Annotated in this window: 9 protein-coding genes; 5 read left to right on the plus strand and 4 right to left on the minus strand. The window is 67.2% G+C overall.

Translation table 11 applies throughout. The annotated features are described in order from the left end of the window. The first annotated feature begins 13 nt into the window (after window positions 1-13). The 4 genes from OV287_RS42845 to OV287_RS42860 all read left to right on the plus strand — a co-directional run bounded on the left by OV287_RS42845 (window position 14) and on the right by OV287_RS42860 (window position 5,283). Window positions 14-1,123, plus strand: coding sequence for a DUF444 family protein (locus tag OV287_RS42845; RefSeq protein ID WP_267539816.1), 1,110 nt, complete (start codon window positions 14-16; stop codon window positions 1,121-1,123). Between the two features lie 22 nt (window positions 1,124-1,145). Next, window positions 1,146-2,639, plus strand: a complete 1,494-nt coding sequence (locus OV287_RS42850) for a SpoVR family protein (protein ID WP_267539817.1) — start codon at window positions 1,146-1,148, stop codon at window positions 2,637-2,639. A gap of 234 nt (window positions 2,640-2,873) precedes the next feature. Next, window positions 2,874-4,046 (plus strand): peptidoglycan DD-metalloendopeptidase family protein, encoded by a 1,173-nt coding sequence (locus OV287_RS42855; RefSeq protein ID WP_267539818.1) that lies wholly within the window; start codon window positions 2,874-2,876, stop codon window positions 4,044-4,046. A 157-nt stretch (window positions 4,047-4,203) separates the two neighbouring features. Then, window positions 4,204-5,283, plus strand: a complete 1,080-nt coding sequence (locus tag OV287_RS42860; RefSeq protein WP_267539819.1) for a class I SAM-dependent methyltransferase — start codon at window positions 4,204-4,206, stop codon at window positions 5,281-5,283. Window positions 5,284-5,301: 18 nt separating this feature from the next. On the opposite strand, the gene OV287_RS42865 is transcribed toward OV287_RS42860, so the two are convergent. Further along, window positions 5,302-5,889, minus strand: a complete 588-nt coding sequence (locus OV287_RS42865) for a TIGR02265 family protein (protein ID WP_267539820.1) — start codon at window positions 5,887-5,889, stop codon at window positions 5,302-5,304. Window positions 5,890-6,161: 272 nt separating this feature from the next. On the opposite strand from OV287_RS42865, the gene OV287_RS42870 reads away from it, so the two are divergent. Then, window positions 6,162-8,675, plus strand: a complete 2,514-nt coding sequence (locus OV287_RS42870; protein ID WP_267539821.1) for a glycogen/starch/alpha-glucan phosphorylase — start codon at window positions 6,162-6,164, stop codon at window positions 8,673-8,675. An 84-nt stretch (window positions 8,676-8,759) separates the two neighbouring features. Here the strand turns inward: OV287_RS42870 and OV287_RS42875 are convergent, their stop codons facing one another. From OV287_RS42875 to OV287_RS42885, 3 genes are all read right to left on the minus strand, one after another. Then, a complete protein-coding gene (locus OV287_RS42875; protein WP_267539822.1) occupies window positions 8,760-9,770 on the minus strand; it encodes a hypothetical protein in 1,011 nt (336 codons plus the stop codon). Window positions 9,771-10,060: 290 nt separating this feature from the next. Continuing rightward, window positions 10,061-15,604, minus strand: coding sequence for a lamin tail domain-containing protein (locus OV287_RS42880; protein ID WP_267539823.1), 5,544 nt, complete (start codon window positions 15,602-15,604; stop codon window positions 10,061-10,063). A 190-nt stretch (window positions 15,605-15,794) separates the two neighbouring features. Continuing rightward, on the minus strand, window positions 15,795-16,595 hold the full coding sequence (locus OV287_RS42885) for an SDR family oxidoreductase (protein WP_267539824.1): 801 nt from the start codon (window positions 16,593-16,595) through the stop codon (window positions 15,795-15,797). Window positions 16,596-16,600: the final 5 nt, after the last annotated feature.

The raw sequence follows: 16,600 nt of genomic DNA on the forward strand, positions 1-16,600 counted from the left end.
CAAGGGGGTTGTCGTGTCGCTGCGGATCCACCAGGACCACTCACGCTTCAAACAGATCGTCCGCGGGAAGATCAAATCCAACCTGCGCAAGTACGTGCAGAAGGGGGAGATGGTCGGCAAGAAGGGGAAGGACACCATCTCCATCCCCATTCCCTTCATCGACATCCCCCACTTCAAGTACGGCCACAAGGAGCAGGGTGGCGTCGGACAGGGTGACGGTGAGGTGGGTCAGCAGCTCTCCCCGGGCGCGGTACAGCCCGGGGACGGGCACCAGGCCGGCCAGGGAGAGGGCGACCACTCCCTGGAGGTCGACGTCACGCTCGATGAGCTGGCGCAGATTCTGGGGGAGGAGCTGCAGCTCCCCAACATCGAGCGCCGACACAACGAGAAGATCGTTACCCAGAAGATCAAGTACACCGGGGTCAACACCACGGGCCCCGAGTCGCTGCGCCACTTCAAGCGCACCTACAAGCAGGCCCTGAGGCGGCAGATCGCCATGGGCACGTATGACCCGGCGCGGCCCATCATCATCCCCACGCGCGAGGACCGGCGCTACCGCAGCTACAAGCTGCAGGAGCTGCCGGAGACGAACGCGGTCATCATCTACATGATGGACGTGTCCGGCTCGATGGGTGACGAGCAGAAGGAGATCGTCCGCATCGAGAGCTTCTGGCTCGATACGTGGCTGCGCCACCAGTACAAGGGCCTGGAGGCGCGCTACATCATCCACGACGCCGTGGCGCGCGAGGTGGACCGGGACACCTTCTTCCACACGCGTGAGTCCGGCGGCACGATGATCTCCAGTGCCTACAAGCTGTGCCGGGACATCATCAAGGCGGACTACCCGAAGAGCGCGTGGAACATCTACCCGTTCCACTTCTCGGACGGAGACAACTGGAGCGCGGATGACACGCGCCAGTGCATCGAGATGCTTCGCGAGGACATCATCCCCAGCGTCAACCAGTTCGCCTACGGACAGGTGGAGAGCCCCTACGGCAGCGGGCAGTTCATCAAGGACCTGCGCGAAGCCATCGGAGACTCCACCAACGTCGCCCTGAGTGAGATCGCGGACAAGGACGCCATCTACTCTTCCATCAAGGATTTCCTCGGTAAGGGCCGCTGACGGCGGACCCCTGGAGCTCGCGATGCCCAAGAGCCTCACCCCCGGACTGAGTAGACTGAAGGAGGAGATCGAGGGCTACGCCCGCGAGTTCGGCCTCGACTTCTTCGAGACCATCTTCGAGGTCCTCACCTACGACGAGCTCAACATGGTGGCCTCCTACGGAGGCTTCCCCACGCGCTACCCGCACTGGCGCTGGGGCATGGAGTACGAGCAGCTCTCGAAGGGGTACGAGTACGGGCTCTCGAAAATCTACGAGCTCGTCATCAACAACGACCCCTGCTACGCCTACCTGCTGGAGAGCAACTCGGACGTGGATCAGAAGCTCGTGATGGCGCACGTGTACGGCCACTGCGACTTCTTCAAGAACAACTTCTCCTTCCGGCACACCAACCGCCGGATGATCGACGACATGGCGAACCACGCCACGCGCGTGCGCCGGTGGGTGGACAAGATTGGCGTGGAGAAGGTGGAGGACTTCATCGACCGGACGCTGTCGTTGGAGAACCTCATTGACCAGCACGCGCCGCACATCCGCCGCAACCCGGACCCCAAGCGGGCCGAGGACGAGATGAAGTCCAACGAGCGGGTGGAGGGCTTCAAGGTGAACCGCGAGTACATGCGCGGCTTCATCAACCCCACCGAGTTCCTCGACAGCCAGCGCAAGAAGGTGGAGGACGAGAAGCTCAAGGCCAAGAAGTTCCCCGAGCGCCCGCAGCGCGACGTGCTGCTCTTCCTGCTGGAGCACGCGCCGATGGAGCCGTGGGAGTCGGACATCCTCTCCATCATCCGCGACGAGGCCTACTACTTCGCGCCCCAGGGCCAGACGAAGATCATGAACGAGGGGTGGGCCAGCTACTGGCACTCCACCATCATGACCCGGCGCGCGCTCAAGGATGACGAGGTCATCGACTACGCGGACCGGCACTCGGGCACCATGGGGACGCGCCCCGGGGCGCTCAACCCGTACAAGCTGGGCATCGAGCTGTGGCGGGATATCGAAGAGCGCTGGAACAAGGGCCGCTTCGGCAAGGAGTGGGACGAGTGCGATGACCTTCGGGCGCGCCGCTCCTGGGACAAGAAGCTGGGCGTGGGCCGCGAGAAGATCTTCGAGGTGCGCAAGCACTACAACGACATCACCTTCATCGACACGTTCCTGACGCCCGAGTTCGCCATCGAGCAGAAGCTGTTCGTGTACGGCTTCAACGAGAAGCGCAACTCGTGGGAGATCCTCGACCGCGAGTTCCGGAAGGTGAAGAACAAGCTGTTGCAGGGGCTCACCAACTTCGGGCAGCCGATCATCGAGGTGGTGGACGGCAACTACGAGAACCGGGGCGAGCTGCTGCTGGCGCACAAGCACGACGGGCAGGATCTGAAGGGGGACTACGCGCGCGAGACGCTGCGCAACCTCCAGTCCTTGTGGCGAAGGCCCACGTGCATCATCACGCGCTACGACAACAAGGGCGTGATGCTGCGCTTCGACGGGCAGAACCACACCGAGAAGAAGATCGATCTCTAGCCGAGGACCCGCGAGCAAACACCCGCGCGCAAACACCCGCGCGCAAATACCCCTCTCCCTCCGGGAGAGGGACGGGGTGAGGGTATCGAGGCCCCGGGTTCCCACCGTGCCGGAAAACCACCGTCACCGTGCACGCGAGAACCCGGCCGGGCAGCCGAGCCCCGGCTGAGATGCGAAAACCTTCTGCCAGAAGTTAGGCACAGGCCTGTAGCTCCACTACACTGCGCGGGCCCCATGAGACTTGCCACCGCCCTTGTGTGCCTGGGCCTGCTATTCGCCGCGCCCTTCGCTGAAGCCTCGACCGTCCGCTACACCGTGAAGAACCGCCGCATCGAGCCGAACCAGCCGATGGCGGTGGCGCTGCAGGAGGCGGGACTGCCTCCGGAGCAGGTGGGGGCGCTGATCTCCGCGCTCGAGGGCGTGTTCGACTTCCGCAAGTCACGAGCGGGGGACCAGTTCCGCCTGGTCATCCGCGAGGGCGAGCTGGACTTCTTCGACTACCGGCAGAGCGCGGTGGACGAGTGGCAGGTGCGCCGCGACGGGAACAAGTTCGTCGGCAGCAAGCGCTCCATCGAGGTGGAGAAGCAGGTGGGGCTGGTGTCGCTGGAGATCAACAACTCGCTCTACGAGGCGGCGCTGGCCGCGGGCGAGGACCCGGTCATCGGCATGGTGTTGGCGGACGTGTTCGCCTGGGACATCGACTTCTACCGGGACGTGCGCAAGGGAGACCGGGCGCGGGCGCTGGTGGAGAAGTTCATCTCCAAGGGGCGGATTCTGCGCTACGGCGAGGTGCTGGCGGCGACGTACGAGGGCGAGTCGGTGGGCACCAAGCGCGTGTTCCGCTACGAGCTGCCGGACGGAAAGGCCAGCTTCTTCCAGGAGGACGGGGCGAGCGCGCGCAAGGCCTTCCTCAAGAGCCCGCTGAAGTACGCCCATGTCACCAGCCGCTTCGGCAGCCGGGTGCACCCGGTGCTCAAGTACGTGAAGGCGCACAACGGCGTGGACTATGCGGCCTCCATCGGCACGCCCGTGTGGGCCGTGGCCGACGGCACCGTCACCGTGGCGAACAACACCGGCGCGGGCGGCAACACCGTCTGCCTGCGCCACACCAACGGCTTCGAGACGTGCTACCTGCACCTGTCCAAGTACGGCTCCGGTGTGCGTTCAGGCGCGCGTGTAAGCCAGAAGCAGATCATCGCCTACTCGGGCAACACCGGCCGCAGCACCGGCCCCCACCTGCACTACGCCCTCAAGCGCAACGGGGGCTACGTGAACCCGCTCAACCAGAATTTCCCGCGCACGGAGCCGCTGCCCAAGAGCCTGCTGGAGGACTTCCGCTCGAAGGTTGCCCCGCTCGCCCAGCAGCTCGACGCCGTCTCCGTGGCCTCGGCGAGCGCCTCTCAATAGATTTTTCCAGGCTGACCTGAAATGTAGGGTTGCTCCCTACTTCCCCGTCTGTCGGAAAAACCAGGGAACCAGGCAGGCGCTGTATTTCTAGGCTGACCTGTCTGATAGGATGGGGTGTTACCCCCGCGTTAGACCCCCCTCCGCCGCCTCTGACAGTATGTCCGCCATCGCCGATTTTATTGATATCGCCGAGGAGCTCCGCAAAGGGCTCACCGAGCTGAGCAACGAGTTCCAACACGGCCTGCCCGAGCGCCTCGCGCGCTTTCCGCGTGATCCGCAGCAGCGCACTGTCATGCAGCAGGAGCAGCAGGAGATTCTCCGGCGGCGCATCCCGGAAGTGACGGCCTGGCTGGATGGGAAGTACCGGCGGCTCGCCCAGCTGGACGCCCAGCTCACGGAGGAGGAGCGCGAGCGGGCAATGGAGCACCACCGCTCCGCCGTGCAGCCCTATTTCCTGCAGTGCCCCCTCATCCGGCGCTGCGTGGACAAGCCCCTGGGCTACCCCGGCGACTACGTGACGGTGGAGATGCTCTTCGGCAGCGAGGATCAGGGCGTCTCCACCATGTCGAGGCTGCTCTCCCATTACGCGCTCAACGTCGGGCCGGCCCAGGCCCACCGCGCGCGGCCGCCCTGGTTGATCGGCCACCTGCGCAAGCGCGAGCAGGAGTTGGGACGCCCCCTGCGGGTGCTCTCCTTCGCTTGCGGCCCCGAGCACACGCTGCGCGAGCACACCGCCATGGGCGGCACCGGCGACTACACCCTCTGCGACTTCGATCCCGCCCCGCTCGACTACTGCCGCCGGCAGTTCGAGAAGCTCGCGCGCATGCCTCGCGGCGGCATCCCCGCGCCGCAGCTGCGCTTCACCCAGGTCTCCACCTACCAGCTCATCCGCTACCGGGACTCCCTGGAGAAGCTGCGCCATCCGGACGGAGGCGCCATGGACGTGGTGGTGGCCGCCGGCATCCTCGACTACCTCAAGGACAACGTCATCGCCCGCTTCCTGGACATGATGTCGTCCCTGCTCGCCCCGGGCGGGGTGCTGCTGCTGACGAACCTCAACCAGAACAACCCGTGGCGCGCCCTCATGGAGTACGTGTGCGACTGGTATGTGCTGCACCGCACCCGCGAGCAGTTCCAGGCGCTCTGCGAAGGCCCGGCCGAGCGGCGCATGCGCACCCTGGAGCTCGCCACGGACGCGACGGACACCAACATCTTCTGGGCTGGGCAGAAGCGCTGAGCGGCCCGGGGTACGTGCTCAGGTCCACTCGAGCACGTACTGCCCGTAGTCCAGGGCCACGGCCGTCCCGGTGACGGAGCCGTTGCCCCGCAGCACGCGCAGCGCCTCCGTGAGGGCGCCCTCGTGGAAGTAGATGGGCTGCATGTCCCCGCGGTAGTGCAGGCGCATGCGGCTCTCCCCGAGGTCCTCGAACGAGCGCTTCCCGTAGCTCACCAGCGTGGAATAGATGGTGTCCACCGAGGAGAAGACGCGCTTGGGGTCTCCCACCCCCACCAGCTTCATCAGCGTGTTGCCCACGTAGGACTTGAAGAAGCCCGTCACCGTCGAGGCCCCGCACGCCCGGATGGCGTCCTCGATGGTGGGGTACTGCGGCTCGAGCACGTCCGCCGCCGTGTACAGCATCCGCAGGAAGTCCGCCGCCGGGTAGGAGAAGAAGTCCACCGGCATCTTGTTGATGCGCAGCTGCTGCAGCATGCGATCCGTCCCGGCGCTGCCCACGCGCTGCTCCACAAGGCCATACACGGCCTTGAAGATGAAGCCTCGCACGGTGTCCTCGGGCTTGCAGATGGCTATCCGCCGAGCGAGGTCGTTCTTGTCACTAGGCATGAAAGAACCTTCCGGGTCCCAGGCCGGGGGCAGAACCTGGATGCTCTCGCTTCCTACCAGACTCTTCGCCAGATCGGCGAGTGATCGGCGGAGTCTCTCTCCCCTCGCCCGCCCTCCTCAAAACGCGCTCGCCGGCAGCCCGCAACTCCGGATCAGAAGGGATGCCGGGCGCGCCTGCTCGCCCTGGGAGCACGCATTTTTTCTTTCGGTGCGAGACAACGCGGTGCCAGATACCCTGACCCGCCTCACATCGCATGAAGAGTCCCACGACTATGTCCAACCTCGCTCCCGCCGAAGTGCCGCCCACCTCCGCGTCCGACACGCAGGACTCGGGGCGTGAGCCCAGCCGCACCGGGCTGGACCCGCGCAACGTGCGCCGGGGCGTGCTCGAGCACGTCCGCTTCTCCCGTGGCAAGAACCCGGAGACTGCCACCGCCCACGACCGCTTCATGGCCCTGGCGCTCGCGGTGCGCGACCGGCTCGCGGACCGCTGGGTCCGCACGGCCCGCACCTACTACGAGCAGGACGTGAAGCGCGCCTATTACCTCAGCGCCGAGTACCTGTTGGGTCGCGCGCTGGGGAACAACCTCATCAATATCGGCATGTACGACGCCGCCGAGCAGGCCATGCGTGAGATGGGCGTGGACCTCTCCACGCTCGTCGAGATGGAGCCGGACGCGGGTCTGGGCAACGGCGGCCTGGGACGGCTGGCGGCGTGCTTCCTCGACTCGCTGGCCACGCTGGGCTACCCCGGCATGGGCTACGGCATCCGCTACGAGTTCGGCATCTTCACCCAGGACATCGTCGACGGTTACCAGGTGGAGCGCGCCGACGAGTGGCTGAAGTTCGGCAACCCCTGGGAGATCGTCCGCCCCGAGAAGGCGGTGCCGGTGCGCTTCTTCGGACGCGTGGAGCACCACCAGGGCGCTGACGGCCGGCCCGTGGCGCGCTGGGTGGGCGGCAAGACGGTCATCGGCGTACCCTTCGACACGCCCATCGCCGGCTACGGCAACAACACCGTCAACACCCTGCGGCTGTGGCAGGCGCGCGCCAGCGAGGAGTTCGATCTGCTCCTCTTCAACGCCGGTGACTACGAGCGCTCGGTGGTGGAGAAGAACGACTCGGAGGTCATCTCCAAGGTCCTCTACCCCAACGACGCCTTCCAGGCCGGCAAGGAGCTGCGCCTCAAGCAGCAGTACTTCTTCGTCGCCTGCTCCATCGCGGACATCGTCCGGCGCTACCTCAAGACGCATACGGACTTCCGCGACTTCCCCAACAAGGCGGCCATCCAGCTCAATGACACCCACCCGGCCATCGCCGTGGCCGAGCTGATGCGCGTCTTCGTGGACGAGAAGCGCCTGCAGTGGGACGAGGCCTTCGCCATCACCCAGGCCACCTTCGGCTACACCAACCACACGCTCCTGGCCGAGGCCATGGAGAAGTGGCCCGCCACGCTCTTCGAGCGGCTGCTGCCTCGCCACCTGGAGATCATCTACGAGATCAACCACCGCTTCCTGCGGCAGGTGCAGATCCGCTACCCGTTCGACAGCGACCGGATGCGGCGGATGAGCCTGGTGGAGGAGGGCCCGGAGAAGAAGATCCGCATGGCGCACCTGGCGGTGGTGGGCAGCCACAGCGTCAACGGCGTGGCGGAGCTGCACAGCAACCTGCTGAAGCGAGACGTGCTCCCGGACTTCGCGGAGATGTTCCCCGAGCGCTTCAACAACAAGACGAACGGCGTGACGCCCCGGCGCTGGCTGGCGTGGAGCAACCCGCGGCTGTCCAAGCTGATTACCAGCCGTATCGGCGGCGGGTGGGCCACGGACCTGGATCAGCTCCAGAAGCTGGCGCCGCTCGCGGAGGACGCGGAGTTCCGCAAGGCCTTCGCCCAGGTGAAGAAGCAGAACAAGGAGGACCTGGCCCGGTACCTCCGCGACACGTGCCAGGTGGACCTGGACCCGAATGCCATCTTCGACGTGCAGATCAAGCGCCTGCACGAGTACAAGCGCCAGCTCCTCAACGCGGTGCACATCGTGTCGCTGTGGATGAAGGCGCGGAGGGATCCGAGCACCATCATCGCCCCGCGGGTGTTCCTCTTCGGGGCCAAGGCGGCGCCGGGCTACCACGAGGCCAAGCTCATCATCCGCCTCATCAACGGCATCTCCGAGGTGGTCAACAGCGACGCGGGCACCACCGGCCTGCAGGTGCTGTTCGTGCCCAACTACCGGGTGAGCCTCGCCGAGCGCATCATCCCCGCCACGGACGTGTCCGAGCAGATCTCCACCGCGGGCATGGAGGCCTCCGGCACGGGCAACATGAAGTTCATGATGAACGGCGCGCTCACGCTGGGCACGCTGGATGGCGCCAACGTGGAGATCCGCCAGGCGGTGGGCGACGAGAACTTCTTCCTCTTCGGCCTCACCGCGGACGAGGTCATCGCCCGCAAGCGTGCCGGCTACAAGCCCCTCGAGGAGTACGAGCGCAACGTGGAGCTGCGCGAGGCGTTGGAGCTCATCGCCACGGGCTTCTTCTCGCCGGAGGACAAGCACCTCTTCAAGCCGCTGGTGGACGGCCTGCTCAACGAGGACCGCTACCTGCTGCTGGCGGACTTCGGCGCGTACGCGGCCAGGCAGCAGGACGTGGCACGGGCCTACAAGGACCAGGAGAAGTGGACGCGCATGGCCATCCACAACGTGGCCCAGGCGGGCATCTTCTCCTCGGATCGCACCATCAAGCAGTACGCCGAGGAGATCTGGCAGGTGAAGCAGACCCCCGTGGGCTCGTGAGTCCCTGAGCTCCTCGCAGGTGCCCGCGGCGCGCTGACGCCGCGGGCTCCCTCCCCTCGCCCCGAGGTCCCCCGAAGCCGGGGTTCACTCGATGGCGAAGGACTGCGCCGCCTGCCGCAGCTCGTCCTGGAGCGGCAAGAAGCTCTCGGTGGGGCCGAAGGCGATGAACTGGTAGGCCGCGCCCGGCGTGGAGAACACGCGGATCTCGTACTCGACCGCCACCATGTTCGCGTTGCCGCTGCCGCGGATAAGGCAGGTGGGAATGCCCCCGAAGTTGTCGCAGACGGGCGGCTGCGTCTCGTAGACACTCATCCCCTTGCGGAGGTTGTTGACGACGGCCTTCCCGAACGCGTCCAGGTTCACCTGGCTGCCCGCGGGAATCTCCTCGCCAATGAGAAGCAGGTTGGCCCCCGTCTTGGGATGGATGAGCCAGCGATCCACCAGCGGGTTGTCCTTGGCCGCGGACTCCTCGCTGCGCATGCGCCAGGATGCACCCGGCACATTCATGCGGAAGGGGAACTTCCGTCCCGTGATGACGCCGCCCTTCACCTCCTGGGCGCCGGAGAACACGCCGCCGAACAGGTCACGGCCAGTGCGCAGGGAGTAGAGCCCCGCCCCCTCCAGCAGCAGGCAGAGACTCACCCCCAGCAGCGCCAGCGTGCGGCGCAGCCCGGACGGCGTTCCGACCAGCAGCATGAGGAGCGAGCCGGAGAAGAAGAGCTGCACCGCCGCGGACACCATGTCCCCCCGGAACGCATGGAGCCCGGTGAAGACCAGCAGCCCCAACGCGGCGCGCAGGGAGGCAAGGCTCCGGTAGCGATCGTTCCCGGTCAGCAGCGAGATGCCCAGGCCGGCATCGATGACGGCGGAGACGAGGCCCGCGCCCGCTCCGCCCGGCCCGTTCCCGACAGGCCCGGACAGCAGCACCCGCTCCGCCAGGACGAGCACGGCATTGAGAAGGAGGACGCCGCCCGCGAGGCGCAGCGCCGGATCCACCTCCCCGGAGCCGGAGTCCTGAGCCAACTCACCGGCGTTCAACGGAAGCGCCGCGGCCTCGCCAGCCGGTGCCGGTGGGGAGAAACCCTCTGGAGCCACTCCGATGGCGCCACCACACCGTGGACACGTCCCCTCGGGACGGCCGCGGTGATTGAGCTGGCAGGACGGACAGGTGACCCAGGCGCTTTCCAAGACGATTCCCCCCCTCACGCCTCCGGATGTGGAGGCACCCGCCATCTAACACCTGGGAATACTGGGACACCATTCACCCCGGGTGCATCACCTGGCGGCACGGAGTTCAACCCGTGCGGATGCGGACGCCAGAAAACAAGAGGCCGCCCCGGTCACCCGGAGCGGCCTCTTCTCACCTCCGCTGGACGAGCGGCGGGTTACGGCAACTCGCCGGGGCTCTGGGAGCTCTGCGGCTGACGCACCGCACGCGTGACGAAGTCGTTCGCGTTGTTGTCCGAGTCGGTGCCATTGCCATGGCTGGCGTCAGCACCGCCGTCCGCCATGGTGGCGGAGGTGGAGGTGCTGTAGGCCTTGCGCTCGAGGCTGCCACCAGCCGCCGGATGGCTCGGAGCCGCCGAGCCCTCTGGCGAGTTCCCGGTGCCCCACGCCATCTTGTCCACGGTGTTCGGGTCATTGACATTGCTCCCGACGAGGCCGGGACCGATGCGCACGTGACCACCAGCCGTGGTCGATGCCGACGAGTCGAAGGCGTAACGGGCATCGGCGCTGGCCGAGCCGCTGTAGTTGGCGCCACCGAGCAGGAAGTACCCCTTGGGCTGGATGATGGTGCCCAAAGGAGCCGTGGTGGAGTTGATCGTCACCGAGCCCGAGTAGGTGGTACCGGTGGCCGACTTGTACTGCACCGTCCACCCATTGAGATCCACCGGACTGTCGGTCGGGTTGTACAGCTCGATGAACTCATCCGTGGCGCCGGTACCGGTACCATTGCCTCCCGAGAACTCGCTGATGACCACGTGGTTCGTCAGCACGAGCGAGGCAACCGTCACGGTGCCGTAGGTGCCGGCCGGCGGCGTGGTCACACCGTTCTGATCACAGTACACGTAGGCGGAGTAGCTGCTCGTGGCCGGATTCCACATGCGGTAGCGGAAGCCGTAACGGTAGGTGCCCGAGGTGGCGATGCTCAGCATGCCCATCGCCTCGTCGTCGTTGCTGGAGGCGCTGGAGTAGCCCCCGTTGGGCGAGGCCGGCGTCCACGTCCAGCCCGCCGGGTCGGCGGGGTCCGTGCCGTAACCCAGCTCGGAGAACACGTGCGGGTAGTAGTCGTTGCCCACCGTGTTCTTGTTGGTCACGCCCGGCGAGTAGGAGTGGCTGAAGATGTCCCACGAGGAGCCCGGAGCGACAGTGGCCGGGTAGTTGCCATCACCGGACGGGAACGTCTTGGGGTACTGGAGGTTGCACCACTCCACGGCCGGGGTCTCCGGAATGCCGCAGGTGGAGTTGCGGGCGTTGGGCGTCCCGAGGTCGCCACCCGCCTGGATGGGCGACTCCGAGTCACACCAGTACCACTGCTGCGCGGAGGCCTTGGTCCCCACCACGAGCGCCGAGAGGTTCATCGACCTGCCCAGCGTCTGCGGGAAGGACGGCGTGTACTGGAAGTCCTCCACCGTGACGCCGGACTGGGTCTGGAGGACGAAATGCCCCGAGCCCTCCAGGTCGAAGCCGCTGCCGTACTCGTAGTTGGCGGAGACGCCACCGTTGGAGGCGGTGTCCTTGTTCTGCGCCAGCACGAAGGTGCCGTTGGGGCCCACCACCTGCGGCACGCTGCTCCCGGAGCCCACGACGAACGAGGACGTGAGGCTCGCGCTGTTCCTGTAGAGGACCGTGAGGCCGTTGAGGTTGAGCAGGTTGCCCGTGTTGTTGGTCAGCTCGATGTACTCGGTGACGCCGGACGAGGGCGAGTGCATCAGCTCGGAGAGGCTGAGCTGGTTGGCCTCCGGACTGGCCGCCGTGCCGCACGCCGCGTTGAAGCAGACGGCATTGGCACCCGGGCAGGCGGTGGGCGTCTCCGACTGCTGGCAGGTGGGGGTGGCCGCCACGTCGACGCAGGTCACCGTGTAGGTGACATACGAGACACCATCCGGGGAGCAGGTGGGCGCGGGCACCGGGCAGACGTAGCCGGCGCACGGGTCCGCGGTCGTCGCCGTGCTCAGGGTGGCGATGGCCGTGTTGCCGGCGTCGTCCGTCACCTTCAACTGGAAGTAGTACGTGGTGCCGGGGCTCAGCCCGGTGATGAGGACCGACTCATCGAGCGTCGGAGCCTGGGGCTGGCCCAGGGCCACGGACGTGACGGTGCCGGGCGGCGCGGTGGCGACGGGGCTCGTCGCGTAGAGCAGCTCGTAGCTGGAGGCGATGCCGGCCATCCCGTCATCACCCACTGCCAACCAGTGCAGTTCCACCTGGACGCTCGTCTTGTCCACCAGGTTGAGCGACACGGCTCCCGGCGCGACGTCGTCCACGATGTCGAACGTGGTGCTGCTGGCACCGGTCAACACCCCGCCCGTGGCGTCGAGCCGGAAGCCCGTGCCCTGCTGGTCCACGGTGAGGGTGGCGAAGGTCGCGAGGCCATTCGCGGGCGTCACGGCCGGCGAGCCCCCGCTGAGCACGGCCGAGGTATTGCCGCCGGCCAGGGCCAGCGTGATGTCAGGCGTGTTCGTGTCGACGGTGTTGCCGAACTCATCGGTGATGACCACGGTCACCGGCGCCAGCGCCGCGCGGACCTTGCCGTTCGTGGGCGGGTCGCGGAACGCGAGCTTCCGGGCCGGGCCGGACTCGACCTGGAGGGAGGAAGCCGTCGCCGTCAGGAAGGGACTGGCGACATCGCTCACGGTCAACGACTGCGCCCCCGCGGTCTTCAGCGTGACGGCGAAGGTCCTGTGACCCGCCTCTCCGCCGGTGAAGACGCCGTCCGCGGGGGGAACCAGCTGCGCGTCGCTCGAGGTGAAGCCGACGGTGCCCGCGTAGCCGGTGGCCGCGTTCCCGTAGGCGTCCTTCAGGGTCACGTCGACGTTGAAGGAGACACCCGCCTGCACGGGCACGGAGGGAGCCACCAGCTCGAGCGAAGCGGCGGAGGAGGCGGAGACCGACACGGAATGGGTGGCACTCAGGCCCGCCCCATCCGTCACGGTGAGCTGGGTGGGAACGGCCTTCTCCAGCGTGAAGTCGAACCGGCGGCTGCCCAGGTCCGCGAGGGTGAAGGGATAGGCCGCCGGCAGGGTGACCCTGTCGGTATCCGCGGAGAAGGTCACGGTCTGGGCGTAGTCCTCCACCGTGTTGCCATGGGCATCGGTCGCGGTGACCTTCATGCTCAGCGGGTTACCAGCCACCACGGAGCTCGGAGCCTCCAGCACGAGGCTCGCCGCCGGGGCCCACTTCACCGTGGTATCGGCCTTCGCGTTGAGCGTCGCCGGAGTCGCCTTGTCCTCCACCGTGACGGACCGAGCGCCCGCGGTCACCAGCGTCACGGGGAACTGCTTGAAGCCCAGGTCCGCCGCGACGAAGGTGTACTCGCTCGGCAGCGTGGCCCTGCTGTCGGTGGAGCTGAAGACCACCGTGCCGGTGTAGCCCGTGGCCCGGTTGCCGAAGCCGTCCCGCACCTCGACCGAGACCTGGGGCGAATCACCCGCGCGCAGCTCGGCCGGCAGCCCGGTCAGCAGCAGCGTGCTCGGGTTCGCATGGCCCACCGTCGTGTCCTGCCTGGCGTCCACCAGGCCCGAGGCGGACACCGTGAGGGACTGCGGGCCCGAGGTCCGCAGCACCACCTGGCCGAAGGTGTGCTGGCCCTTGTCGGTGGTGACGAAGGTGTAGGGCGACGGCGTGCTGGCGGCGGTATCGGTGGAGGAGAACGACACCGTGCCGGCATAGCTCTCGGCGAGGTTGCCGAAGGCGTCGCGCACCGACACCGTCACGGTGTTGTCGGCGCCAGCGAGCACCGTTGAACCCAGCCCCGCCAGCTCCAGGCGCGCGGCGTCGGCGTGAGCGATGTCGAAGGGCTGGCTATCCGCGTGGGTGAGCGAGATCGCGGTGGCGCGCAGGGTGTAGCCCTGGCCCGCCGTGTCGATGCGCACGTTGCTGAAGGTGGCCACGCCCTTGTCCGACGTCACGGTGAAGGGACCGAAGCCCGTGGTGCCCTGCACCGTCAGCGTCACCGCCAGGGCCGCGTTGTCGACGCGCAGTCCGGCGGCATCCCGGATCTCCACGGTGATGGGGGCCAGCGCCACGCCGGCCTTCCCGTTCGCCGGCTGAGCGACGAAGGCGAGCTGGGTGGCCGTCAGGTTCCTCGTGGAGGCCGCGAGCGTGGTCGAGCGCGCCGCGTTGCCCTGGTTGTCCGTCGCCTTCAGGGCCACGTAGTAGGTGGTGTTGGAGAGGAGGCCCGGGATCGTCACCACCCGGGTGGTCTCGGACGACGTGGGGGCCGCCACCGAAACCGGAGTGGCGTTCTGGAAGTCCAGGTCCGAGACGATGTCCGACAAGGAGTAGCGGAGCTCGTAGCTGGAAGGCGTGCCGAACATCCCGTCATCACCCACCGGCTCCCAGGAGACGGTGACGGACGAGTTGGTGTTGGCCGTCTGGGCGAGCACCGGCCTGGAGGGCGGCACATCGTCGATGATGTTGAAGGGATTGCTGGGCGCGGGGGCCAGGCTCCCAGCCGAGGCCGTCAGGATGTAACCCGTGCCCTCCTCGGTGCTGGAGAGGCCCGTGAAGGTGGCCACACCATCCACTGGCGCAACGGGACCCAGGCCCGTCACCGCCTTGTTGGCCGAGAGCGTCACGGAGGGATCGCCGGCCGGCACCCGGTTGCCAAACGCATCCGTCAGCACCACCTGCACGTCGAAGGATGCACGAACCGAGCGGTTGGCCAGCGTCTCGGCGAAGACGAGCTTGCTCACAGGCCCCGGCACCACGTTGAGCTCCAGCGACGAAGTGAAGGCAGCCTGCGCCAGGTCCGTCACCGTCAGCCGCCGAGTTCCCGCGCGCGTCGCCGTGATGCCGCCAGTGAAGACATGGCGGCCCTGGTCCACCGCGGTGAACGTGTAGTCCGCCGGCAGCGTGGTCGAGCCCTCATCTGAGGAGAAGTGCACGGTGCCGGTGTAGCCGGCCGCATCGTTGCCGAAGGCATCGCGCACGACGACCTCGACGCTCTCCGCGAAGCCCGCCGTCACGGGCAGCCCCGAGTGGCTCAGCACCAACTGGGCAGGCGCGGCAGATACCACGTCGAAGGTGGAGCTCGTCGCGCCCGTGAGGCTCCCGGCGCTCGCCAACAGGGTGTAGCCCTGCGCGGCCTTCTCGATCACCAAGCCGTCGAAACGCGCCACGCCATTCACCGCCGCCACCGACAACGTCCCATTCAGGGTGGCCGTCCCCGGACCGGAGCCGATCGCCACCGTCACGGTGTCCGTCGCGTCACTGATGGTGTCCCCATCGGCGTTCTGGATGGAGACTTCGAAGGCCCCCAGCCCCACGCCCGCCGTCCCAGAGGAAGGCGCCGCGGTGAAGACCAGCTTCGAGGCGGGCAGGCGGATGAACTCAACGGTGGGCCGTGACGACAGCGTCACCGCGCCGCCCTCGGCCTCCACCGACGCCGTCACCGTCTTCACGCCCACCGCGGTGGAGACCAGCTTCGCAACCGCCAGGCCCTGCGCATCGGTGGGACCCGCGGGCTGCGCCACCGTGTTGCCCTCGCCGGACACCGACACCTGGACCGTCCGGCCCGACAACGGCGTCCCGTCCGACTTGAGCACCGTCACCTGGATGTCGACAGAGTCCTCGCCATTGGCGCGGACTCCCTGCGTCCTGCTCACCGCCACCGTCGAGCGGTCCGCGTCCGGCATCTCCCGCGGCGGCGGGTTGACGATGGGATCTCCTCCACACCCTCCCCCACATCCCATCGACAGACCGAACAACAACACGCTCCACGCGACCAGCCGCGCGAAGGTGGGAGGGAATGCGTCATGAACAGCTCCAGGCAAAGAGGGGGGCACTCCGCCCGCCGCAGACCAAACGGGCGTGAATTGCTTTGTACCAGACACTCCCTACCTGGAAAAACTCAATGCGGGCAGATCAAGCCGTCTGCTTCCTCTGGCCGCGGCGGGCTCACATGCCCATGGCCTGGAGCATGAGACCGGAGCCGAGCAGCGACTGGCCTCCGTCGCACACCATGATGGAGCCGGTGATGTATGAGGCCGCATCGGACGCCAGGAAAAGCGCGAGTTGCGCGATGTCCTGCTTGGTGCCGAAGCGCTGCAGGGGCAGGGCCTGGGTGAGCTTCTTGCGAGTGTCGTCGCTGGGAGCGAGCCGGTTCATGCCCTCGGTGTCCTCGATGGGACCGGGGGTGATGGAGTTGACGCGCACGCCCACCCCACCCCACTCGATGGCGAGGGTGCGGGTGATCATGTCCACGCCGGCCTTGGCGGCACAGACATGGGCCTGCATGGCCATGGGCAGGTAGGCCTGGGGCGCGGAGATGTTGAGCACGCAGGCGCCCGGCTTGCGCATGTGCTCGAAGGCGGCGCGGCAGGCGTTGAAGGTGCCGAGCACGTCGATCTCCAGCACGGACTTGAAGCCGTTGGAGGACATGCCCAGCGCGGGGGCGGGGAAGTTGCCGGCCGCGCCACACACGAGGATGTCGAGCTCCCCGTACGCATCGCGGGCCGCCTTCATGGCCTTCTCCACGGACTCGTAGCTGCGCACGTCCGCGGGCAGGCCCATGGCGGTGCCGTGCTGCTGGAGCCCCTTCACGGCCCCCTCCAGCTTCTCCACGTTGCGGCCGTTGATGACCACCTTGGCGCCCGCCTTCACGAACGCCTCGGCGATACCGAGGTTGATGCCACTGCTGCCACCGGTGATGAACGCCACCTTGCCCTGGAGCAGCCCCGACTTGAACACGTCCGACATGTGAT

It is taken from the genome of Archangium lansingense (assembly GCF_026626635.1).
GTDB classification, from domain to species: domain Bacteria; phylum Myxococcota; class Myxococcia; order Myxococcales; family Myxococcaceae; genus Archangium; species Archangium lansingense.